Raw genomic sequence first — 20,365 nt, 5'->3', positions numbered from 1 at the left:
AACCGACGCAGACTACCAGGACATGAGCGCTTTCCTCATGGGAATGAGGTGGAAGTTCTGAGCGGGCGCGGCGCGAGTTCCCGGCCGCATCCTCCGCTGCGCCGCGCGGTCCCATCCGTCTGAGCGGAGGATATCGCGCATGTCCCAGCCAGGAATGAGCACGGCGCAGGTCTATCGGCGCACCGTCGGCCTGCTTGGCGGGGAAAGGTGGCTTGCGACCGGGCTTTCGGCAACCGGTGTCGCGATTGCGATCGTGCAACTTGCAGAACCGGTCCTGTTCGGTCGCATGGTCGACAGCCTTGCCCGCGGCACCGGGGCATTTGCACTGATCGGCACCTGGGCCGCATTCGGGCTGGTCGGGATCTTTGCGTCGGCCATCACGGCGGTTTCAGCGGACCGGCTGGCCCATCGGGCGCGGCTTGCGGCGCTGGGGGCGGCATTCAGCCGGGCGATCACGCTGCCCATCTCATACCATGCCGAGCGCGGCACCGGCTCGGTCACGCGCGCGATCCTTGCCGGGACCGATGCGCTGTTCGTCCTGTGGCTGGGCATCCTGCGCGAGCAGCTGACCGCGCTGGCCGGGATCCTGTTGCTGATCCCGACAGCGATCAGCATCGATCCGCGAATGGCCGCGATCCTGGCCTTGCTGGGCGTCGTCTATCTGGCACTGAACATCCTGGTCATCCGCAAGACCCGCGAGGGGCAGGCCCGCGTCGAAAGCCATTCCGGCAGGCTTTACGGCCGCGTCGGAGACGTGCTGGGCAATGTCACCGTCGTGCAAAGCTATTCCCGCCTGGCGGGCGAGATGCAGGCGATGCGCCAGATGACCGCATCCCTTCTGGCCGCGCAATATCCGGTGCTGACATGGTGGGGGCTGCTGACGGTCCTGACCCGCGCGGCGGCGACCGTGACCATGGTCATCATCTTTGCCGCCGGGGCCTTGCTGGCGCAGAAGGGCCAGATCACCGTGGGCGAGATCGTATCATTTGGCGCCTTTGCGGGGCTGATGGTCGGGCAGCTTGACCGCCTGTCCTCGTTCGTCGGCAGCATCTTTCGTTCGACCCCCACGATCCGCAGCTATTTCGAACTGCTGGACGCGCCTGCCGAGGTTACGGACACCCCTCGCGCGGTGCCGCTGGTCCAGCCGGTGCTGGGTCACGTCGAATACCGCGAGGTAAGCTATCGTTTTCCGGGCAGCGAACAGGGGGTGTTCGACCTGTCCTTTACCGCCCTGCCCGGCCAGACCATCGCGCTGGTCGGCCCGACGGGTTCGGGCAAGACCACGACACTTGCCCTGTTGCAACGCCTGCGCCAGCCGGATCAGGGCAGCATCCTTGTCGATGGGCACGACATTGCCGGATTGACGCTGGCCTCGCTGCGCGACAATATCGCCGTCGTCTTTCAGGAAGCGGGGCTGTTCAACCGCTCGATTGCGGAAAATATCCGCGTCGGACGCCCCGAAGCCACGGATGCCGAGGTCGAACAGGCCGCGCGGCTTGCCGAAGCGCATCAGTTCATCCTGCGCAAGCCCGGCAATTACAGCTTCGTCATCGGCGAACGCGGCAATGCCCTGTCGGGGGGCGAACGCCAGCGCCTTGCGATTGCCCGCGCCGTGCTGAAACACGCCCCGATCCTGATCATGGACGAGGCGACCTCGGCCCTTGACCCCGCGACCGAGGCCCGCATCAAGCGCGCCATCGACAAGCTGCGCGCGAACCGCACCACGCTGATCATCGCCCATCGGCTTTCGACCGTGGCCTCGGCCGACCAGATCCTGGTGCTGGACGCGGGCCGGATCGTCGAACGCGGCAACTTTGCCGAACTGACGCGACAGGACGGGCTTTTCGCGCATCTGGTGCGCGAGGGCGAAATCGTCGAACCCAAGGCCGACTGACTCTGACTCTAGGCTGCCGCCATCTGCATTCCGCGTCGGGGGAACGGGCGGAAAGTCATCAGGATCAGCATCGCCGCCAGTCCCATCGCGCAGGAGCCGATATACATCAGCGCATAGCTGTCGAAGCGGTCATAGACCAACCCACCCAGCAGCGGCCCGGTCGACATGCCAAGGCTGCCCGCCATCGCGCTGCCGCCGATGATCGTGCCCATCATCCGCAGCGGAAAGTTCTCGCGGATGATGACGGCGTAAAGCGGCATGGTCCCGGCATAGACGAAACCCACCGCCATCGCCACGGCGTAAAAGCCCGCCAGCCTGCCGACGAAGACATAGGCCAGCACTGCGAAGGCCTGCGCAAGAAGACCAAGGACAAGCACGCGCTGTGCGCCGAAACGGTCGCCGGCGATGCCAAAGCCGATCCGGCCGAACATTCCTGCCAGCCCCTCGACGCTGTAGATCGTCACCGCCGCGATCATGGGAATACCGCAGGTCACGGCATAGCTGACCGTGTGGAAGATCGGCCCGGAATGTGTGGCGCAGCAGAAGAAATTCGCAAGCATCAGGACTGCGAACTGGGGCGAGCGGACGGCCGTGCTGACCGACATGCCACCCTGCGGGCCGCCATCCTCGGGTTGTGTATCGTCATGGGCCAGCGCAGGTGCCCGCCGCACCAGCAGCGAGGCGGGGATCATCAGCGCGGCAGCGATGACCGCCAAGGTCAGCATCGCCCCTCGCCAGCCCTGCCCCGTGACCAGCCACGCCGCCAGCGGCGCCATGGTCATTGGCGCCATGCCCATGCCAGCCGAAACCAGCGAGACCGCAAGGCCACGCTGCGTTTCAAACCAGCCGGTGACGCAGGCCATGATCGGGACGAAGACGGCGGCCGTTGCCGTTCCGACCAGCAGCCCGAACAACAGTTGAAACCCGATCAGCGTCTCGGCGCGACTGGCCAGCGCAAGGCTTGCAGCCAGGATCACGGAACCCGCCAGCAGAACCGGGCGCGGTCCGAAGCGATCCGACAACCCTCCCCAGACCATGCTGGCCAGGGCCATCGCCAGAAAACCGATCGTCATCGCCGTCGAGATCCCGGTGACTGACCAACCCGTCTCCTGCGCCATCGGGCGCAGGAACACGGGCAGCGAGAACATGGATCCGGCCGCGACGCAGCCCAACAGGCCGCCAGCCGCGACAATTACCCAGCGATAGGGATGGTTCATGGCATGCTCCTGTCAGACCGCGAGGACCGGGGATCACCCTTGGGATGGAGTCCAGCCCGCCGAAGGGATCGTGTTGATCATCCAGGGCACACCAAAGCAATCGACCAGCGAACCGAAACCCGGCGACCAGAAGGTTTCGGAAAAAGGCATGACCTGCCGGCCCGCTTCGGACAGATCCTCATACCAGCGCCGCGCCTTGGCGATGTCATCGGTATGCAGGGTGACGTCGAAGCCATTCTTCGGCTTGCCCACGTTCGGTGCCCAGGCGGAATCCATGTCCGCACCCATCAGCGCCTGATCCCCGACCTCAAGCCAGCAATGCAGAAGCCAGTTCTTGTGCTGCTCGCCGCTGACCGGCATGCCGGGGGGCGCATCGCTGTAGGGTATCGCTGCGGTGACCTTGCCGCCAAGCACCCTGGCGTAGAATTCGAACGCCTCGCGGCACTGGCCCTGAAAACTCAGGCTTGTCACGATCTTCATCGACCTCTCCTCTCTGGTCTGGCTTCAACGCGCATCGACGGATCGGATCGGGACCCTGGTACGGTTGACGCCGGGGTATCTATGTTGATATCAACTTAATTGTCCCCTACCTGTCAAGCACGACGATGCCCCCGCCCGATCCCACCCATGCCACGACGCTGATGGTCCGCGACACCTGCCTGTGCCTTCATGCGCAGCGCGCGGCGCGCGCCTTGGCACGCAGGTTCGACATCGCACTGAAGCCTGCAGGGCTGACCAGCGGGCAGTTTTCCTTGCTGATGTCCCTGAACCGCCCCGCCCCGCCCAGACTGGGAGAGGTGGCGGGGGTTCTGGCGATGGACCGCACGACCGTGACCGCAAACCTGAAACCGCTGGAGCGGCGCGGACTGGTTGCGACCGGCCCCGATCCCGAGGATCGGCGCAGCCGCCTGCTTCACCTGACCCCTTCCGGGCGCGAGGTTCTGGCCAGTGCCCTGCCCATCTGGCGACCGCTTCATGCCGAGATCGAGGCCGGGCTGTCCGACCCCACCCAGTTGCGCGACGATTTGCGGTTGCTATCCACCGTTCCTGAGTCCGCGGTCTAAGTGGGGCGCGCATGGCGCAATCCGGCAAGCGCGCGGTTCTCGGCCCGGATGCGGACGCAAAGCATCAGACCGTTCAGCACGGTAAAGACCAGTGCGACCGGCCACAGACCCAGGACCAGCGGCGCGACCGCGATCTCGGCCACGACGACGGCATAGTTCGGGTGGCGCAGCAGGCGATACGGTCCCCGCGCGACCAACGGCCGGTCAAGCACGATGATCCGCGTCGTCCATCGCGGACCAAGGCTTGCCAGCACCCACAGCCGCGCCAGCTGCAAAAACGCGAAGATCGCCAGCCACGGCAGGTGCAGGGGCTGGCCCCATCCGAAAACCGCAATGGCCAGCAGCCATGCGCCGTGCAGCAGAACGATCAGCGGATAATGCGCCGCGCCGTATTCGATCGCGCCCTGCGCCAAAAGCCGCGCAGTATTGCGGCGTGCCAGCACCAACTCGCCCAGCCGCTGAAGAAGCAGGAACGCGATGAAGGCCAACGCCCCAGCATCCGGCGCGGACATCATGGCACCTCCAGCGGCAGGGTCGACAGGGTGAAGCCCGGCCCCAGCGCCATCGTCAGCAATCGACCGCGCTGTCCCGATGCCAGCACATCCTGCAGGACGAACAGCACCGTCGGCGCGGACATGTTCCCGGCCCGCGCCAGGACGTCACGCTCGACCTGCAGGGTCCCCTCGTCCAGATCCAGCGAGGTTTCCAGTGCGGTGATGACCTTGGCCCCGCCCGGATGGCAGACGTAGCGGTCAAAGCGCCGCCCGGCAGCATTCCGATCCGGCCAAAGCGCATCCAGCGCGGGGCGCAGTTCCGTTTCGGCAAAGCTGGGAATGGCGCGGTCGAAGATCACTCCCAGCCCGGTTTCCTCTACGGACCAACCCATGATGGCCAGGGTATCGGGCCACATGTGCTGGCGACCGGGACTGACCTGCGCAAGCGCACCCTCGGTCTTGCCGGTGCGCAGCACGCAGGCGGCGGCTCCGTCACCGAACAGGGCCGTCGCGATGATGTCGGCCTTGGTCAGCCGATCCAGCCGGAACAGCAGGGTGCAGGCTTCGACCGCGACCAGCAACACGACCGCGCCCGGCCGCGCCGCCGCAAGGCTGCGCGCCACGGACAGCCCCGAGACACCGCCCGCGCAACCCAGCCCAAAGACGGGCACCCGCATTACGTCCGCGCGAAACCCCATGCGCCGCGCAACCAGCGCCTCAAGCGTCGGGGTCGCCACCCCGGTCGACGAAACGGTCACGATCACGTCGACCTGATCTGTCCGCAGCCCGGCGGCGTTCAGCGCCGCGTTGGCCGCATCGCAGAACATCGCGCTGGCCCCCGCGACATAGGCCGCGCTGCGGTCGGTCCAGCCATGCGGCTCGCGAAACCACGAAAAGGGCACGACCGAGTGGCGCTTGACGATGCCGGTATTCTCAAAGGCCGGGGCTAGCCGGTCGAACTGCGCGAAGCGGGGTTGAAGCACCGCGCGGGCTTCGGCAAGCACTTCTTCCTGCGTCAGGATATGTTCGGGCTGCGCGCTTCCGAGGCCAAGAAGCTGCACCGCCTGCCCCGGAATGTCGCCTGCCATGATCCCTCCCGATCACGAACTGCCCAGTCGATTGTAGCGCGTCGAATTCCCGATGGGGTCACGATCCCGGCACCGGGCGGATATTGCCTGCTAGTCCAGATCGGTCTGAATCCAGCGCGGTGAATGGTGAATGTCGATGGTCTGCAACCTGCCGGGACCAAGATTTTCGAACCGGTGTGGCACGCCCTTTGGACCAAGCACCACCTCGCCCACGCCCGCCTCGATCACCTCGTCCCCGACAAAGAACCGCGCGCGGCCGGCAACGACGACAAAGGTCTCGTCATAGGGATGGACATGCAGGCGCGGCCCCTCTCCGGGCGTGTCGTTGCCATAGGCCAGCACCGTCACCGGGCCATCAAGCGCCTCGCCCGGAACCGAGCCACGCCACGCCCCCGGCTTGGCCGGATCGAACAGGACGGCGCGGGCGGGCGGACGCCCGTCCGGTTGCACGGTATCAGGATCGAAATCCTTGCGGGCCATATCCCTTCCTCCGCTTCAGAAACGCCAGGTCGCGCCGATCACGGGCCCCTGCAACCGGGCATCGAAGACATGGCCGTCATCGTCGTAATCCACGTCCATGATCTTGTAGCCGAACGAGACCGAGCCATTGTCGGTAATGATGTAGTTGAAGGTGCCGAGCGCCGACCATGTCTGGTCGGATCCCATGCCGAAGCCCCCGACATCGGCCTGCGCCTGGAATGACCAGCGCTCGCTGATCCGGGCAAGGGCGCGCATGCCGATCACCGGGTCGACCCAGCTGAAGCTTTCCTTGAACCCGCGGGATTGTCCCAGGGCGCGCACCGTCAACTCGTTCGAGATGTGCCAGAACCGCAGCCCCGCCAGACCGTCAACCGTCAGCCCCGGCGCGTCGTGGAAACGATACCCGCCCTGCACCGTCGCCATGAACTGCGTGGTGTCGACATCGCCGCTGACCGGCAGGCCTGCGGGCAGTCCCGGCAGCGCGGGAAGTGTGCCCGCCTTACTGTCCGTGGTGTCGACGAACATCATGTCCCCCGAAAGCACGAACCTGCCGTTCCGCGCCCAGAAGTTGATGAATCCGCCAAGGTTCAGGCTGTCCATCACCTCCGAGAAGTCCTTCTCGATGCTGACGGTCGGCCCGCTGCGAAACGGAGAGACATCGCCATCCAGCCCCGTCGCCCAAAGATAGGGCGAGATCTGGACGATCCAGCCATCGGGACTGTCCTGCGCGATTGCAGGCGCAGTCCACAAAGCGGCCAGTCCCAGGAAGGGCAAAGCAATGAATTTCAAACCGTCCCCCATCTTCGCGTAATGCGGGTGCTTGTCCTGCCAGCATCCCGCACGCATAGTGCCGTCATTCGATCGGATTGTCTTGGCGGAAATTCGGCACCCGAACCTCGGCAACCAGCAGAATTCGTGGCGATTTCAACTGATGAGGCTGGCGTGAAACTGAACCGACCGATGATTTCCCTGATTGCAGCCGCGTGCCTGCTGCAGGCCGGGATTGCCGATGCCTGCACCCGCGTCGTCTATCTGGGCACGAACGATCAGATCATCACGGCCCGTTCGATGGACTGGAAGGTGGATGTGGGAACGAACCTCTGGGTCATGCCCCGAGGCATCCAGCGCAGCGGAGAGGCGGGGCCGAACTCGATCGAATGGACCGCGAAATATGGCAGCGTGATCGCCACTGGCTATGACGTCTCCACCACTGACGGCATGAACGAAGCCGGGCTGGTCGCGAACATCCTGTGGCTCGTCGAATCCGAATATCCTGAATATGACGGCAAGACACCGGGTCTTGCCATATCGCTTTGGGCGCAATGGGTGCTGGACAATTTCGCAACCGTGAATGAGGCCGTCGCTGCACTGGAGCAGGAACCCTTTACCCTGGTCACCGACAGCGTGCCGGGCGAGGACAGGCTTGCGACCCTGCACCTGTCGATTTCGGATTCCACCGGCGACAGTGCCATCGTCGAATATATCGATGGCAAGCAGGTCATCCATCACAGCCGCGACTACCAGGTGATGACCAACTCGCCGATCTTCGACAAGCAGCTGGCGCTGAACGAATACTGGAAAGAGATCGGCGGCACGGTGATGCTGCCCGGCACCAACCGTGCCGCGGACCGCTTCGCGCGGGCCTCGTTCTATGTGAATGCGATACCCAAGACCGAAGATGCCGTCGAAACGCTGGCCAGCGTTTTTGGCGTGATCCGCAATGCCTCGGTTCCGTTCGGGATCACGACGCCGGACCAGCCGAACATCTCGTCGACGCGATGGCGGACGGTCGCCGATCACAAGCGCAAGCTTTACTTCTTTGAATCCGCGCTGACCCCCAACACGTTCTGGGTGGACCTGAAGACGCTCGACTTTGCCGAAGGGGCCAAGGTGATGAAGCTGGATCTTGGCCCGAACCAGATCCACACCTTTTCGGGCGTCGCGAATGACGAGTTCAAGGAAGCCGAACCCTTCACGTTCCTGGGGCTTTAGGCATGCGTTTCGTGGTCCCCGCCCGCCCCTAATCCGGCAGGGCCACGGGACCAAGATCGGCCCACAGATCGCCCGGTCCCGGATTGTCGGCAGAGCTGGCGCCACCCAGATGGGTCATGATCCCCCAGACAGCGTTCAGCGCAGTCTGGACCGCGCCTTCGACCCAGGCGGGGGTCCAGCTGATACCGTCACCCGCCAGGAAGATGCCCCGCTGCTCGGACGGCATCGTGGCTTGCATGAAATGACCGTACATGCGGTGGTTATAGCGGTAATGGCCGGGCAACGCGCCCTTGAAGGCGCCCAGGAAATTCTCGTCCGATTCCCAGCTGACGCAGATCGGGTTGCCACGGATATGCTGGCGGATATCGACGCCGGGATAGACGCGCTCCAGTGCCGAAAGCGCCAGCTCGACGCGTTTCTCGGGGCCATAGGGCAGCACCTTCAGCGCGTCGGTCATCCAGCTGTAGGACAGGCAAATCACTGCCGGCCGATCCGGACCGTTGTCGAAGAAATAGGTACCGCGCGTATGCCGGTCGGTCAGCGTCATCGACAGAAGTGGACGCCCGGTGGCAGGGTCGATGTCATTCCAGAACGGCCGGTCCACCATGACGAAGGTCTTCGCCGCCTGCATATAGCGGGTGCGATCCAGCGCCATCCACAGCTTCTGGTCGAAAAGCGCTTCGTCCACCGCAACCGAGGTGGTCAGCAGGTGGCTCTGGCAGGTGACCAGCACCGCCGCATAGTCCCGCGACACGCCCCACAGGTCTGTGATCGTCAGCCCGCCCCCGGCATTGCGGCCGATCTTGACGGCCCGCCCCAGCGTCGCGCCTCCGTTCAATTGGGCCAGCGTCGTTCCCTGTGGCCAATGCGCGCAGGCGGCAGGCTGTCGCCACAGCCGGTGCAGGACATTTTCCACGCCGCCCACGACATAGCGCTGGTGGTCGTCCAGCTCGAGCAGGTTGACCCGAAGGATTTCGAGCATCGAGTTCGGAAAATCGCTGTCCCACCCCCCGGTGCCGAAGCCGACCTGCCCAAAGACCTCGCGATGGCGGAAGCTGAGATTGCGGAACGCCTGCGACGAGACGACAAAGTCATAAAAGGTCCGCTCGTCCCATTTTTCGACGAGGGGATCCCAGATCGCTTTCAACCGATGGGCGTCGCGGTCCCGAACCGCCTGCGTCAGCGCTGAAAAATCGGCGTGCTCCTCCAGCGCGGCGCGATAGGCGAAGGCGACCTCGTGGTAAAGCTGCGGCAGATCGCCGAGACCGCGGGCAAAATGGGTCTCGCCCTCAAGGTCGATCACGGTCGAGCCGGCGGCCGCTGTCAGCGGGTTCGGAAAGGGCCGCGTCGTCAGGCCAAGGGCGTCCACATAATGATAGAAGGCCCGCGACGAGACGGGAAAGCGCATCCCGCCCAGTTCGGCGATCACGTCCTCGGTCCCCTCGAAAAGCTCCGAGCGCAGGCGTCCGCCGAATTTTCCTGATTCATAGATCACCGGGCGCAGGCCCATCTTCATCAGCTCGTGCCCCGCGATGATGCCGGCGGCCCCTGCCCCGATCACTGCCACCGCCTGTCCGTGGCACTTTTCGGGTATGCTGCCCAGCCCGGCCGGATGGGCCAGCCAGTCGTCATAGGCAAAGGGAAAGTCGGGGCCGAAGGCGGTGACGGGACGGGACTGGCTCATGATCGACAGGGCTTCCTTGGCGGCGGGAAAAGGCGCAAACCTGTGGCTGATAATGCTTTTTGCGGAGGCAGGAGTGAAGCTGGCACTGTGGCAGACCGCGCCGACAAATGGACGGATCGAGGCCGGATTCGATGCACTTTGCATGCAGGTGCAGGCAGCAGCAGCAGCCGGGGCAAAACTGCTGCTGGCACCCGAACTGTTCCTGCCCGGTTACAACCGGCCCGATCTGCATGCCGCGCTGGCCCAGCCTCTGGATGGAGAATGGATGGGACGCCTTCGCGAGGTGGCGGCGCGGACGGGTTGCGGGATCTGTATTGGCTGGGCCGAACGCGACGGCGCGGCAGTCCATAATGCCGCGACGACGATCGGGCCCGATGGCGCGATCCTTGGCCACTACCGCAAGATCCAGCTTTACGGCGCAATGGAACAGGCAAGCTTTGCCCCCGGCGACCGCCTGTGCGCTCCATTCCGGCTTGAGGGACTGCGGGTGTCGATGCTGGTCTGCTATGATATCGAATTTCCCGGCCATGCGGCGGCGCTGAGCCGCGCCGGGATCGACCTGATCCTTGTTCCGACTGCGAACCCGGTCGGGTTCGAACATGTCCCCCGGCGACTGGTCCCTGCGCGGGCACATGAGAGCGACGCCACCGTGGCCTATGCCAACCTTGCCGGGGCCGAAGGCGACGTGACCTTCGGCGGTCTTTCCGTGATAGCCGGCCCCGACGGAGAGCCGCTGGCCAGCGCGGGTGCGCGCGGTGACGCGCTGCTGATCGTCGATCTGGCCGCCACCGCATCCATCCCGTCCCGGCTTCGTTCCGGCGGGGGACGTGATTACCGGCCTGCTCTGAAATGAACGAACAGCGCGCATTCCATCACAAAATCAGAACGCTGGCACCAGTATCCAAGAATATTTCTGGCTTCATGAGAGGTTCGCAGACAACGTGCCGCCACGTCGACCGTCCACAATTCGGGGGATAAGAGTCCGTGGGTCTGGTGGACCAAGGGCACTTCCGGTAATCCGCCCATATGTGGACATCCGCGAGATGCTGCGGCCGAAGCAGGTCGGTCCCGGCCCATGGGATCGACGAGGAGTGAGGAACGTCCGGGCTGTGCGACAGGCCCTGCCGTTGCAACGAAAGTCGCAGGGTGCCGTCCGACGGCAGAACCGCCAAACCGACATCGAGGTGTCACGTGACCAATAAAATGAAACTGCTTCTGGCTTCCGGCCTGGCCAGCCTCGTGCTGATGTCGCCGGCAATGGCCGAGAACATGCTGCGCGTCTCGTATCCCGAGGATCCCAAGACCGCCGATGTCCAGATGACCACGGATGCCTATACGCTTCCGCTGAACGTCTTCGACCGCCTGATCGAATCCGAAACCACCGGTCCCGGCCAGTCGGCGCTGGTTCCCGGTCTGGCCGAGAAATGGGAGGTTTCGGCGGACGGCCTGACCTATACCTTCCATCTGCGCGACGGCGTGAAGTTCCATGACGGCGCGGTGCTGACCGCCGATGACGTCGTCTATACCTTCGACCGGATGCTGAACCCGGCGACCAAGGCGCTGAACACCGACATCCTGACCTTCATCGCGGGTGCGCAGGACCGGCTGGACGGCAAGGCCGACAGCGTGTCCGGCCTCAATGCGGTGGATGAGCATACGGTCCAGATCACCCTGACGCAGCCCTATGCGGCTTTCCTTGCGCTTCTGGCCTCGCCCGGCGCGTCGATCTACAACCGCGCATTCACCGAGGCTGCAGGCGATCAGTTCGGCCTGACGCCTGAAACGACCAACGGCACCGGCCCGTTCATCCTGCGCGACTATACGCTGAACGACAGCCAGATGCTTGAGGCGAATGACGACTACTGGCGCGGCCGTCCCAAGCTTGACCGCCTGCTGATCCGCGTTGTCACCGATTCCGAGACGCTGCGTATGCTGTTCGAATCCGATGAGCTGGACGTTTTCGATCTGGACTATGCCCCCACGCAGACGCCCTATTTCTATGGCAGCGACCAGTGGAAGGCTCAGGTCCGCTCGGGCCCGCGCGTCGGAATGTATTACTACAACATCAACCAGGCGAAGAAGCCCTTCGACGACGTGCGGGTCCGCAAGGCCTTCCAGATGTCGATCGACCGGCAGACCATTCTGGACAAGAACTTCTACGGCAAGGGCAAGCTGGAAGACGGCGTGATGCCGCGCGGCCTGGCATGCTATGCCCCGGCGACGCCCATCGAATACAACCCGACCAAGGCCAAGGAACTGCTGGCCGAAGCCGGATATCCCGACGGGGTCGAGATCACGCTGCAGCAGGCATCGAACTGGTCGCAGCGCTGGTCGGACATGAACCAGATCATCCAGGCCCAGGTGGCCGAGGCCGGGTTCAAGGCCAACATCGTCACCAGTGACGAAGCTGCCTTCATGGCCGCCCGCAAGGTCGGCGACAGCGACAACTATACCCAGGTCTGGTCCGCGGATTTCAACGATCCCGACAACTTCTTCTATACCTTCTTCTCGGAATCCGGGACGAAGGTGCGCGCCTATAACAACAACGACCCCGAAGTCTTTGCCGCCATCGACAAGGCGCGCGGCATGACCGACCAGGAGGCGCGCTGCAAGCTGTACCAGGATTTGACCAGCCGGATCGTCGATACCGACGCCGCCTGGGTTCCGCTGTTCAGCCTTGACCACAGCTATGTCGTCCAGTCCCGCGTGAAGAACTTCACCGTTCCGTGGAACGGCTGGAGCGACATGAGCTATTACAAGGTCGAGGTCGAGTAAGGCCCCTGGACCGGGGCGTGCCCAACCGCGCGCCCCGGTCCCGCTTTGATCGACCGCCCTTCCGCCACGCCCCCCGCGCCACGCGGGCGCCGCAGAAAGAGCATCCCGCCCATGTTGATGTTTGCGCTTAGACGCATCCTGGTTTCGATTCCGGTCCTGATCGGGATCACCCTCATCCTGTTCATCATGCTGAACGTGGTCCCCGGAGACCCGGTCGCGCTGATGATGAAGGAACACGCCAGCGCCGAGGTGATCGCCCGCGTCCGCGCCCAGATGCATCTGGATGACCCGATGATCACCCGCTATTTCAGCTTCCTGTGGAATGCGGTGCAGGGCGATCTGGGCAATTCGATCAAGCTGAACCGGCCCGTCACCGACCTGATCCTGAAGGCGTTCCCGAACACGCTGATGCTGGCGGTCTGCGCCGCACTGGTGTCCTGGATCATCGGCATCCCGGCCGGAATCCTGTCGGCCGTGCGCCGCGACAGCCTGCTTGACCGTTTTTTCATGGGCTTCTCGCTTCTGGGCGTGTCGATGCCGATCTTCTGGTCGGCGCTGCTGCTGCAATATGTCTTCGCGATGAAGCTGAAGCTGCTGCCGGTCTCGGGTTTCTATGGCTGGAAATACATGATCCTGCCGGCAATCGTGCTGGGCTGGTCCTCGGCCGGGGTGATTGCACGACTGACGCGGTCCAGCCTGCTTGAGGTCATGCGCCACGACTATATCCGCACGGCGCGCGCCAAGGGTCTGCGGGAAACCGGCGTCATCAGCCGCCACGCACTGAAGAACGCCCTGATCCCGGTTGTGACCATCATGGCAATCCAGGTCGCAAGCCTGCTGTCCGGCGCGGTCATCACCGAGGCGATCTTCTCGATCCCCGGCGTCGGCCGCATCACCGTGAACGCCATCTCCTCTCGCGACATGCCACTGCTGCAGGGCGCGGTGTTGTTCGCGACGGCGTTGGTGATCCTGGGGAACCTGGTCGCCGATATCCTTTACGCGGTGCTTGATCCCCGCATCCGCGAACAGATGAAGAAAGCGTCGTGATGACCCATTCCCCCGACATCGCGGCCCCCGCCCCCGAGGCCATCGAGGAAGCTAGCTTCCTGCGCGACACCTTGCGCGCCTTCCGCAAGAACCGGATGGCGATGGTCGGGCTGGTCTTTGTCACGGTTCTGGTGCTGGCAGCCGCCTTCGCGCCCTGGATCAGCCCGCACGACCCCTATCGGGTCGCATTGGACGAACAGCTTTTGCCATCCTCGACGACCTACTGGCTTGGCACGGACAACTTCGGCCGCGACGTGCTGACGCGTATTCTTTACGGCGCGCGGGTCTCGCTGGTCGTGGGCATCGTCCCCAGCCTGATCTCGCTCAGCATCGGGACTGTTCTTGGCATCCTCAGCGGGTATCTGGGCGGCAAGACCGATTTCGCGATCATGCGCCTTGCGGACATGATGATCGCCTTTCCCTCGCTGCTGCTGGCGATGGTGGTGATGTACACGCTTGGCGCGAACCTGCTGAACATCTTTCTGGCGCTGGCGCTGGTTGGCTGGGCGTCGGTCGCGCGGGTGGTCCGCTCGCAGACGCTGGCGCTGCGCGAAAAGGAATTCATCGAGGCCGCCCGCGCCAATGGCACCAAGCGTGGCGTCATCATGTTCCGCCACATCTTTCCCAACGTGATCCCGACGCTGATCGTCCTGTTCTCGCTGTCGATCCCCGAGGCCATCATGTGGGAATCCAGCCTCAGCTTCCTTGGCGTTGGCGTTCAACCCCCCGGCGCAAGCTGGGGCCTGCTGGTCGCCAAGGGCAAGGAATACATGTTCCAGGCCCCGGCCGTCGCCATCGCCCCGGGCATCGCGATCCTGTTGACGGTGCTGGCCTTCAACTTCATCGGCGACGGGCTGCGCGATGCGCTTGACCCGTCGATGAAGGACTGACCCCATGACGGCATCTTCCGATACCATCCTTTCCGTGCGTGGTCTGCGGACCGAGTTCAAGGGCGACCGCGGCCATGTCCGGGTGCTGGACGATGTGTCCTTTGACGTGGGCCGGGGCAAGATCGTCGGACTGGTGGGCGAATCCGGTTCAGGCAAAAGCATGACGGCCCTGTCGCTGATGGGGTTGGTCCCAAAGCCGCAGGGCCATGTCAGCGCAAGTTCGATCCTGCTGGACGGCACCGACATATCCAGGCTGGACGCCGCCGGGATGCGCCGGATCCGGGGCCGCGACATCGCGATGGTCTTCCAAGAGCCGATGACATCGCTGAACCCTGTCCGTCGAGTCTGGGAACAGGTGGGCGAGCCGCTGGCAATCCACAAGGGCCTTGGCCGACGCGCCATCCGTGCCCGCGTGCTGGAGATGTTCGAACTGGTCGGCATTCCGGAACCCAAGACGCGGCTTGACGCCTATCCGCACGAACTGTCGGGCGGGTTGCGCCAGCGCGCGATGATTGCAATGGGCCTGATCTGCGAACCGAAGCTGCTGATCGCGGACGAGCCGACCACTGCGCTGGACGTGACCACGCAGGCGCAGATCCTGCGGCTGATGCGCGACCTGCGCGACCGCGTCGGCACCTCGATCATCATGATCACCCATGACCTGGGGATCATTGCCGAGATGTGCGACGAGGTGAACGTGATGTATGCGGGCCAGATGGTCGAGCAGGCCGATGTCTTCGACCTGTTCGAGCGCCCCTCGCATCCCTATACGCGCGGGCTGCTGGCCTCGATCCCGCGCGCGACCGAGCCGCGGACGGCGCGACGGATGCCCAGCATTCCGGGCATGGTACCGAACCTTGCAAAACTGCCGCCGGGCTGCCGCTTCAGCCCGCGCTGCGGTGACGTGATGCCCATTTGCCAGCGCGCCCCGGACCTTGTCGGGATCGGCAGCGGCCATGCCGCGCGCTGCTGGCTGCACGCCCCACAAGACGCCCTGCCGCAGGAGGGGACATCATGACCATGACCGCACAGAAACAGCCCGATTCCGGCGACCGGGACATCGTGCTGTCGACCCGTGACCTGACGAAGCATTTCCAGGTGGGCGGAGGTTTCCTGAACGGCCCGCCCCGAACCGTGCGCGCCGTCGACGGCGTGTCGCTGGACATCCGTGCCCGCGAAACCTTTGCGCTGGTGGGCGAATCCGGTTGCGGCAAGACCACGCTGGGTCGCGTCATGCTGCGATTGCAGGAGCCGACCTCGGGTCAGGTGCAGTACCGCGGCACCGAGCTGACCGATCTTGGCGAGGACGCAATGCGCGGCCTGCGCAAGAAGCTGCAGATCGTGTTCCAGGACCCCTATGCCTCGCTCAACCCCCGGATGCGGGTTGAGGAGATCCTGGCCGAGCCCCTGCGCAGCCACGGCTTCGGCAGCCCCGCCGACATCCGCGACCGTTGCGCCGAGCTGCTGGAAATGGTCGGGCTGCGCAAGCAATACCTGCGGAACTATCCCCATCAGTTCTCGGGAGGTCAGCGCCAGCGCATCGGCATCGCGCGGGCCTTGGCAAACAAGCCTGATTTCGTGGTCTGCGACGAATCCGTCTCGGCGCTGGACGTGTCGATCCAGGCGCAGGTGCTGAACCTGCTGACCGATCTGCAGGACCAGCTGAAGCTGACCTATTTCTTCATCACCCATGACCTTGCCGTGGTGCGCCAGTTCGCGGATCGGGTCGGCGTCATGTTCCTGGGTCGGCTGGTCGAGGTCGGCACGACCGAAGAGATCTTTGCCCAGCCGCTCCACCCCTATTCGATGCTGCTGATGTCCGCCGTGCCGCGCCCCGATCCGCGCCAGCGCGGGCGTGATCGGCCGATGATGCAGGGCGAGATTCCCAGCCCGATGAACCTGCCAAAGGGGTGCCGGTTCCACACCCGTTGCCCTTTCGCGCGGGATATCTGCCGGATCGAGGATCCGGCCCTGCAAAGCCGCGGCGACCGCGCCGTGGCCTGCCATTTCCCACTGGACGGCTGAAGAGGACAAGCATGGACCTGATCGTGAAGCGCCAGGGCGAAACCTGGCAGGCGAGCTTTGGCGGCAAAACCTGGCGCTCGGCCGTGGGTCGCAGCGGCATCGCGGTGAAGCAGGCCGAAGGCGACGGGGTCAGCCCGATCGGCTGCTGGCCGATCCGGCGCGTCCTGTATCGCGCCGACAAGCTGGGGGCCGCCCCCGCCACCGTCTTTCCGACCGCACCGATCGCGCCCGATGACGGCTGGTGCGATGCCCCCGACCATGCGGATTACAACCGTCCGGTGAAGCTGCCCTTCGATGCCAGCCACGAGGAAATGTGGCGCAAGGACGACCTTTACGACGTCGTCGTCGTCTTGGGGCAGAATGACGACCCCGTTGTTCCCGGCGCCGGCAGCGCGGTTTTCCTGCATGTGGCAAGCGAGGGGTATGGCTCTACCGCCGGCTGTGCCGCCCTGACGCGGGAAGACCTGCTGGAGTTCCTGTCGCTGGCGCTGCCAGACACCCGGCTTTGCTTTCAGGACGGCGAATAGGGGCACATCTTATGGCCGCGATCGACATGCAGGCGCTGGAACGCGCGCTGGACCTTTTGCCCGACCAGTATCGCGGTCCCGCCGGTGTCGCTGGCGTGGTCAAGGATGGCCGCGTGATCGCGCGGCGTGCCTGGGGCTATGCCGACATGGCGCAACGCGTTCCGATGACCCCGACGCGGCGAATGCCCATCTGCTCGATCTCGAAGCAGATGACCTGCGCCCTGCTGCTGGACCTTTTCGACGCCCCGGAGGCCCTTGATCCGCTGCTGCCGGAACTGCTGCCGCATTTTCAGGGCCCCCTGCCCAGCGTCTCGCAGCTTTGCCACAACCAGTCGGGCCTGCGCGACTATTGGGCGTTGACCGTCCTGCACGGCGCGACGCCCGAGGGACGTTTCACCGAAAGGGACGGCCTTGCCCTGCTGGGTCAGGCGCGTTCGGGCCAATTCGCGCCGGGCGCGCATTATTCCTATTCGAACGGCAATTACCGGCTGCTGGCCGAGCTGATCCGCCGCGCCTCGGGCCGCGATTTCGCCGAGCTTCTGCACGAACGGATCTTCCAGCCCGCCGGTATGCCCACCGCCCGCCTGGCCGCCGACACGCGCGAGCGCATCGACGCGGTGATCGGCTATGAGGGGAATGACGAGGTCGGCTTCCTTCCTGCCGAAAGCGCGATCACCTGGTTCGGGGATTCGGGCATCGCGGCCTCACTTGACGACATGCTGGCCTGGGAAAGCCATATCGACGCGACGCGCGACGACCCGGCCGGGCTTTACAACCGCATCTCGGCCCCGGTCAGCTTTGGCGATGGTCGACCCGCACCCTATGGCTATGGCCTGCGCCGCTATTGCCTGAAGAGCCACGCCGTGACGGGACATGGCGGGGGTTTGCGCGGTTTCTGCTCATTCCGGCTGCATGTCGCAGCCGAGCGGCTATCGGTGGTCGTGATCTTCAATCACGAAGCCAGCGCCATGCGTGCGGCCGAGGGCCTGATGACCGCCGCCCTTGGCGCGACCGCCGCCACGCCGGCAGCTCCTGGACAGGGTTGGGACGGGCTTTGGCTGGACCCCGAGAATGACCTTTTCCTGCGGACACGCGACGTGCCCGGTGGCGTGCGCCTGCATTACGCGGTCTCTCCGACGGTCCTGCCGGTGATCGACGAAAATCGCGCCGGAACCGTGGATCTTGACCTTCGGCGCGAAGGAGACGTCCTGCTGATGGATCGGCGGGCCGAAAACCTGAGCGTCCGCGCCGAGCGGCTGAAGCCGCTGGACCGCGCCGACGGGCATGCCATTGCCGGACGCTATCATTCGGACGAGATCGGCGCTGCGCTTCAGATCGAGGCCCGCGACGGCGCCGCCTATATCGGTTTCGAAGGGATGCTGGGGGCCGGTCCGATGGAACGGATGTATCCCTTGGCCCAGGATCTGTGGACCGTGACCTGTCGCCGCGCGATGGATGCGGCCCCGCCCGGCGAATGGACGCTTCGCGTCCTGCGTGACGATGCGGGCAAGGTCCGCGGTCTGAAGCTGGGATGCTGGCTTGCGCGCGGGATCGTTTACCACGGCCCCGAAGCAAAATGATCCTTTACCGGACTTTCGCGTAAAGGTAGCAGTCCCGCGGTTCATCCGAAACGGCTGGAGAGATCAGGCGGCGACGAAGCACCCCTTCGCGGACCATTCCCGCCTTCTCCATCACGCGGGCCGATGCAAGATTGTCGACGTCGCACAGCGCCTCGGTGCGATAGATCCGGGGATGCGCAAGCGCGTGGGCAATCTGCCATGACAGGATTTCGGTCATGCAGCCCTGCCCCCAGGCGGCCCGGCACAGGACATAGCCATAGCCGACCAGGCCGGCCCCCAGGCGCGCGTCGATCATCCCCAGAATCCGCCCCTCCTCTGCCCTGGGCGTGATGACCGAGGCAAAGCGCGTCCCCTGATCCCAATCTGCGCCGCATTGAATGACGTTGCTGCGCGTGTCCTCGGGGCTGGTCGCGGGCAGCCAGGTCAGGAAGCGGGTGACGACCGGGTCCGTCGCATAGCTGTGAAAAATCGGCTCTGCATCCGTCTCGCGAACGCGCCGGACAACATAGCGGTCAGTTTCAAAGATATCGGGGACGCGGTAAGGTTCGGTCATGGCACAGGTCCGGGCTGGATTGATGCGGTGCAATTTCAATAGTTTCGCCGAAAAGGCGAGTCCAGACCAGGGCCAAGGCTCTTAGCCCTCGGCCTCACGAACGGCCAGTTCCGCCATCTTCAACGCCGCATCACGCGTCGCTGCGACGGCGATGAAGCGGCCATTGTGGCAGAAGCGCGCGCCCTGGACGCCGGATGCGGCCTCCAGCGCCGCGTCGGTCAGGCCAGCCCATGCCGCGGGCAGATCGGCGCGCAAAGCAAAACCATCCTCGTCACGGCGAATGCCGGTCAGGGTCCAGTCCGTGTCGCGTGGATGGACGACGAACAGCAGGTGATCGGCCCCCGCCCGCACGACGGCCGAGCGAAAAGGCATGCCCATCGGCAGTTCCAGCACCCGGCCATCGCCCGCGGCGGCAATGGCGGTCTGGACCACAGCCTCTGCCCGGCGCTTCGCGGCCTTGCGATTGATCGAGGCCTCGACAAAGGCACGCGCAACCTCCATCGCCCGGTCAAAGGCGCGATCATCGGCATCGGGCGAGCGGTCGTCGAAAACCGGCTTCAGGCTTTCCAGCAGCATCGGCAAGGTCAGGTCAGCCAGCAGCGGTCCCGCTTCGGAGGGGCTGAGCGCACCGTTATCCATCAGATCGACCGGCAGGACGAATCCCGCATCGAACGAGGCATGGATGGATTCGACATCTGCCGCCGGCACGTCCAGCGCCCGCAGGTAGTCGCGCCCGAAATGTCGCCAGATCAGCCCGAACGAACTGTAGGGCTGGCCATCATCGCGTAGCGGCGGATTTTTCTGGTGGTGGTCAAAGATCAGGCCTGCCGCGTCGAAGTCCCGACCGACATCATAGATCACCCGGTCCCCGGCGGGCGTGATCCAGTCGGCCTCACGGGTGCGAACCAGCCGCGCATGCGGATAAAGGCGAGTCAGGACGACCGAGGACAGAAGTTCATCGGCGTGGAAACCACCGGAATGGGTGACAAGAAACTGGATGGCCATCATGGCGGTCTCCCGGACATGGCATGACCGCTCAGCGGGGCGGCCACGGT

20 protein-coding genes are annotated in these 20,365 nt (G+C 64.7%); 11 read left to right on the top strand and 9 right to left on the bottom strand.

The genetic code is table 11. The annotated features are described in order from the left end of the window. Window positions 1-139 precede the first annotated feature (139 nt). Entirely contained in the window at window positions 140-1,894 is a 1,755-nt protein-coding gene (locus tag RM190_RS05775; RefSeq protein ID WP_311758457.1) for a glucan ABC transporter ATP-binding protein/ permease, read from the top strand. Between the two features lie 8 nt (window positions 1,895-1,902). Here RM190_RS05775 and RM190_RS05770 read toward each other — a convergent pair whose 3' ends face one another. After that, entirely contained in the window at window positions 1,903-3,111 is a 1,209-nt protein-coding gene (locus RM190_RS05770; protein ID WP_311758456.1) for an MFS transporter, read from the bottom strand. Window positions 3,112-3,144: 33 nt separating this feature from the next. After that, entirely contained in the window at window positions 3,145-3,591 is a 447-nt protein-coding gene (locus tag RM190_RS05765) for a VOC family protein (RefSeq protein WP_311758455.1), read from the bottom strand. Between the two features lie 125 nt (window positions 3,592-3,716). Here RM190_RS05765 and RM190_RS05760 point away from each other — a divergent pair, with 125 nt between their 5' ends. After that, window positions 3,717-4,175 (top strand): MarR family winged helix-turn-helix transcriptional regulator, encoded by a 459-nt coding sequence (locus RM190_RS05760; RefSeq protein WP_311758454.1) that lies wholly within the window; start codon window positions 3,717-3,719, stop codon window positions 4,173-4,175. On the opposite strand, the gene RM190_RS05755 is transcribed toward RM190_RS05760, so the two are convergent. From RM190_RS05755 to RM190_RS05740, 4 genes are all read right to left on the bottom strand, one after another. Continuing rightward, on the bottom strand, window positions 4,172-4,687 hold the full coding sequence (locus RM190_RS05755) for an isoprenylcysteine carboxyl methyltransferase family protein (protein ID WP_311758453.1): 516 nt from the start codon (window positions 4,685-4,687) through the stop codon (window positions 4,172-4,174). The two genes, RM190_RS05760 and RM190_RS05755, sit on opposite strands and share 4 nt — an antisense overlap. Then, entirely contained in the window at window positions 4,687-5,757 is a 1,071-nt protein-coding gene (locus tag RM190_RS05750; protein ID WP_311758452.1) for a type III polyketide synthase, read from the bottom strand. Before RM190_RS05750 ends, RM190_RS05755 begins: the two co-directional genes overlap by 1 nt. 90 nt (window positions 5,758-5,847) lie before the next feature. Next, a complete protein-coding gene (locus RM190_RS05745) occupies window positions 5,848-6,237 on the bottom strand; it encodes a cupin domain-containing protein (RefSeq protein ID WP_311758451.1) in 390 nt (129 codons plus the stop codon). Between the two features lie 15 nt (window positions 6,238-6,252). Then, entirely contained in the window at window positions 6,253-7,083 is an 831-nt protein-coding gene (locus RM190_RS05740) for a hypothetical protein (protein WP_311758450.1), read from the bottom strand. A gap of 96 nt (window positions 7,084-7,179) precedes the next feature. Between RM190_RS05740 and RM190_RS05735 the strand changes: the two genes are divergently transcribed. Beyond that, entirely contained in the window at window positions 7,180-8,229 is a 1,050-nt protein-coding gene (locus RM190_RS05735) for a linear amide C-N hydrolase (RefSeq protein ID WP_311758449.1), read from the top strand. A 28-nt stretch (window positions 8,230-8,257) separates the two neighbouring features. Here the strand turns inward: RM190_RS05735 and RM190_RS05730 are convergent, their stop codons facing one another. Next, entirely contained in the window at window positions 8,258-9,913 is a 1,656-nt protein-coding gene (locus RM190_RS05730; protein ID WP_311758448.1) for a flavin monoamine oxidase family protein, read from the bottom strand. Between the two features lie 73 nt (window positions 9,914-9,986). Here RM190_RS05730 and RM190_RS05725 point away from each other — a divergent pair, with 73 nt between their 5' ends. The 8 genes from RM190_RS05725 (at window position 9,987) to RM190_RS05690 (ending at window position 18,757) form a co-directional block, all read left to right on the top strand. Continuing rightward, a complete protein-coding gene (locus RM190_RS05725; RefSeq protein ID WP_311758447.1) occupies window positions 9,987-10,766 on the top strand; it encodes a carbon-nitrogen hydrolase family protein in 780 nt (259 codons plus the stop codon). A 338-nt stretch (window positions 10,767-11,104) separates the two neighbouring features. Beyond that, the gene (locus tag RM190_RS05720; protein WP_311758446.1) at window positions 11,105-12,688 is read left to right on the top strand and encodes an ABC transporter substrate-binding protein; all 1,584 of its coding nucleotides are present in this window, start codon (window positions 11,105-11,107) and stop codon (window positions 12,686-12,688) included. 117 nt (window positions 12,689-12,805) lie between these two features. Continuing rightward, on the top strand, window positions 12,806-13,735 hold the full coding sequence (locus RM190_RS05715) for an ABC transporter permease (RefSeq protein WP_311758445.1): 930 nt from the start codon (window positions 12,806-12,808) through the stop codon (window positions 13,733-13,735). Continuing rightward, entirely contained in the window at window positions 13,735-14,625 is an 891-nt protein-coding gene (locus RM190_RS05710; protein WP_311758444.1) for an ABC transporter permease, read from the top strand. The genes RM190_RS05715 and RM190_RS05710 overlap by 1 nt, the downstream gene beginning before the upstream one ends. Window positions 14,626-14,629: 4 nt before the next feature. Further along, window positions 14,630-15,643, top strand: coding sequence for an ABC transporter ATP-binding protein (locus RM190_RS05705; protein WP_311758443.1), 1,014 nt, complete (start codon window positions 14,630-14,632; stop codon window positions 15,641-15,643). Beyond that, window positions 15,640-16,650, top strand: a complete 1,011-nt coding sequence (locus tag RM190_RS05700; RefSeq protein ID WP_311758442.1) for an ABC transporter ATP-binding protein — start codon at window positions 15,640-15,642, stop codon at window positions 16,648-16,650. Before RM190_RS05705 ends, RM190_RS05700 begins: the two co-directional genes overlap by 4 nt. Before the next feature lie 11 nt (window positions 16,651-16,661). Beyond that, window positions 16,662-17,177: a L,D-transpeptidase family protein gene (locus RM190_RS05695; protein WP_311758441.1), complete on the top strand. Its 516-nt coding sequence runs from the start codon at window positions 16,662-16,664 to the stop codon at window positions 17,175-17,177. Between the two features lie 11 nt (window positions 17,178-17,188). Further along, window positions 17,189-18,757, top strand: coding sequence for a D-aminopeptidase (locus RM190_RS05690; RefSeq protein ID WP_311758440.1), 1,569 nt, complete (start codon window positions 17,189-17,191; stop codon window positions 18,755-18,757). Window positions 18,758-18,761: 4 nt separating this feature from the next. On the opposite strand, the gene RM190_RS05685 is transcribed toward RM190_RS05690, so the two are convergent. Then, window positions 18,762-19,310: a GNAT family N-acetyltransferase gene (locus RM190_RS05685; protein WP_311758439.1), complete on the bottom strand. Its 549-nt coding sequence runs from the start codon at window positions 19,308-19,310 to the stop codon at window positions 18,762-18,764. Window positions 19,311-19,391: 81 nt separating this feature from the next. Continuing rightward, window positions 19,392-20,315: an MYG1 family protein gene (locus RM190_RS05680; RefSeq protein ID WP_311758464.1), complete on the bottom strand. Its 924-nt coding sequence runs from the start codon at window positions 20,313-20,315 to the stop codon at window positions 19,392-19,394. Window positions 20,316-20,365 lie beyond the last annotated feature (50 nt).

The organism is Paracoccus broussonetiae (assembly GCF_031854425.1).
GTDB classification, from domain to species: domain Bacteria; phylum Pseudomonadota; class Alphaproteobacteria; order Rhodobacterales; family Rhodobacteraceae; genus Paracoccus; species Paracoccus broussonetiae.
This window is presented reverse-complemented; position numbering and strand designations above follow the sequence as displayed.

What these genes read in the sequence shown, in the direction of transcription:
- RM190_RS05775 (WP_311758457.1), top strand. Translation starts at nt 140, where the DNA reads ATGTCCCAGCCAGGAATGAGCACGGCGCAGGTCTATCGGCGCACCGTC.
- RM190_RS05770 (WP_311758456.1), bottom strand. Translation starts at nt 3,111, where the DNA reads ATGAACCATCCCTATCGCTGGGTAATTGTCGCGGCTGGCGGCCTGTTG.
- RM190_RS05765 (WP_311758455.1), bottom strand. Translation starts at nt 3,591, where the DNA reads ATGAAGATCGTGACAAGCCTGAGTTTTCAGGGCCAGTGCCGCGAGGCG.
- RM190_RS05760 (WP_311758454.1), top strand. Translation starts at nt 3,717, where the DNA reads ATGCCCCCGCCCGATCCCACCCATGCCACGACGCTGATGGTCCGCGAC.
- RM190_RS05755 (WP_311758453.1), bottom strand. Translation starts at nt 4,687, where the DNA reads ATGTCCGCGCCGGATGCTGGGGCGTTGGCCTTCATCGCGTTCCTGCTT.
- RM190_RS05750 (WP_311758452.1), bottom strand. Translation starts at nt 5,757, where the DNA reads ATGGCAGGCGACATTCCGGGGCAGGCGGTGCAGCTTCTTGGCCTCGGA.
- RM190_RS05745 (WP_311758451.1), bottom strand. Translation starts at nt 6,237, where the DNA reads ATGGCCCGCAAGGATTTCGATCCTGATACCGTGCAACCGGACGGGCGT.
- RM190_RS05740 (WP_311758450.1), bottom strand. Translation starts at nt 7,083, where the DNA reads ATGCGTGCGGGATGCTGGCAGGACAAGCACCCGCATTACGCGAAGATG.
- RM190_RS05730 (WP_311758448.1), bottom strand. Translation starts at nt 9,913, where the DNA reads ATGAGCCAGTCCCGTCCCGTCACCGCCTTCGGCCCCGACTTTCCCTTT.
- RM190_RS05715 (WP_311758445.1), top strand. Translation starts at nt 12,806, where the DNA reads ATGTTTGCGCTTAGACGCATCCTGGTTTCGATTCCGGTCCTGATCGGG.
- RM190_RS05710 (WP_311758444.1), top strand. Translation starts at nt 13,735, where the DNA reads ATGACCCATTCCCCCGACATCGCGGCCCCCGCCCCCGAGGCCATCGAG.
- RM190_RS05705 (WP_311758443.1), top strand. Translation starts at nt 14,630, where the DNA reads ATGACGGCATCTTCCGATACCATCCTTTCCGTGCGTGGTCTGCGGACC.
- RM190_RS05700 (WP_311758442.1), top strand. Translation starts at nt 15,640, where the DNA reads ATGACCATGACCGCACAGAAACAGCCCGATTCCGGCGACCGGGACATC.
- RM190_RS05695 (WP_311758441.1), top strand. Translation starts at nt 16,662, where the DNA reads ATGGACCTGATCGTGAAGCGCCAGGGCGAAACCTGGCAGGCGAGCTTT.
- RM190_RS05690 (WP_311758440.1), top strand. Translation starts at nt 17,189, where the DNA reads ATGGCCGCGATCGACATGCAGGCGCTGGAACGCGCGCTGGACCTTTTG.
- RM190_RS05685 (WP_311758439.1), bottom strand. Translation starts at nt 19,310, where the DNA reads ATGACCGAACCTTACCGCGTCCCCGATATCTTTGAAACTGACCGCTAT.
- RM190_RS05680 (WP_311758464.1), bottom strand. Translation starts at nt 20,315, where the DNA reads ATGGCCATCCAGTTTCTTGTCACCCATTCCGGTGGTTTCCACGCCGAT.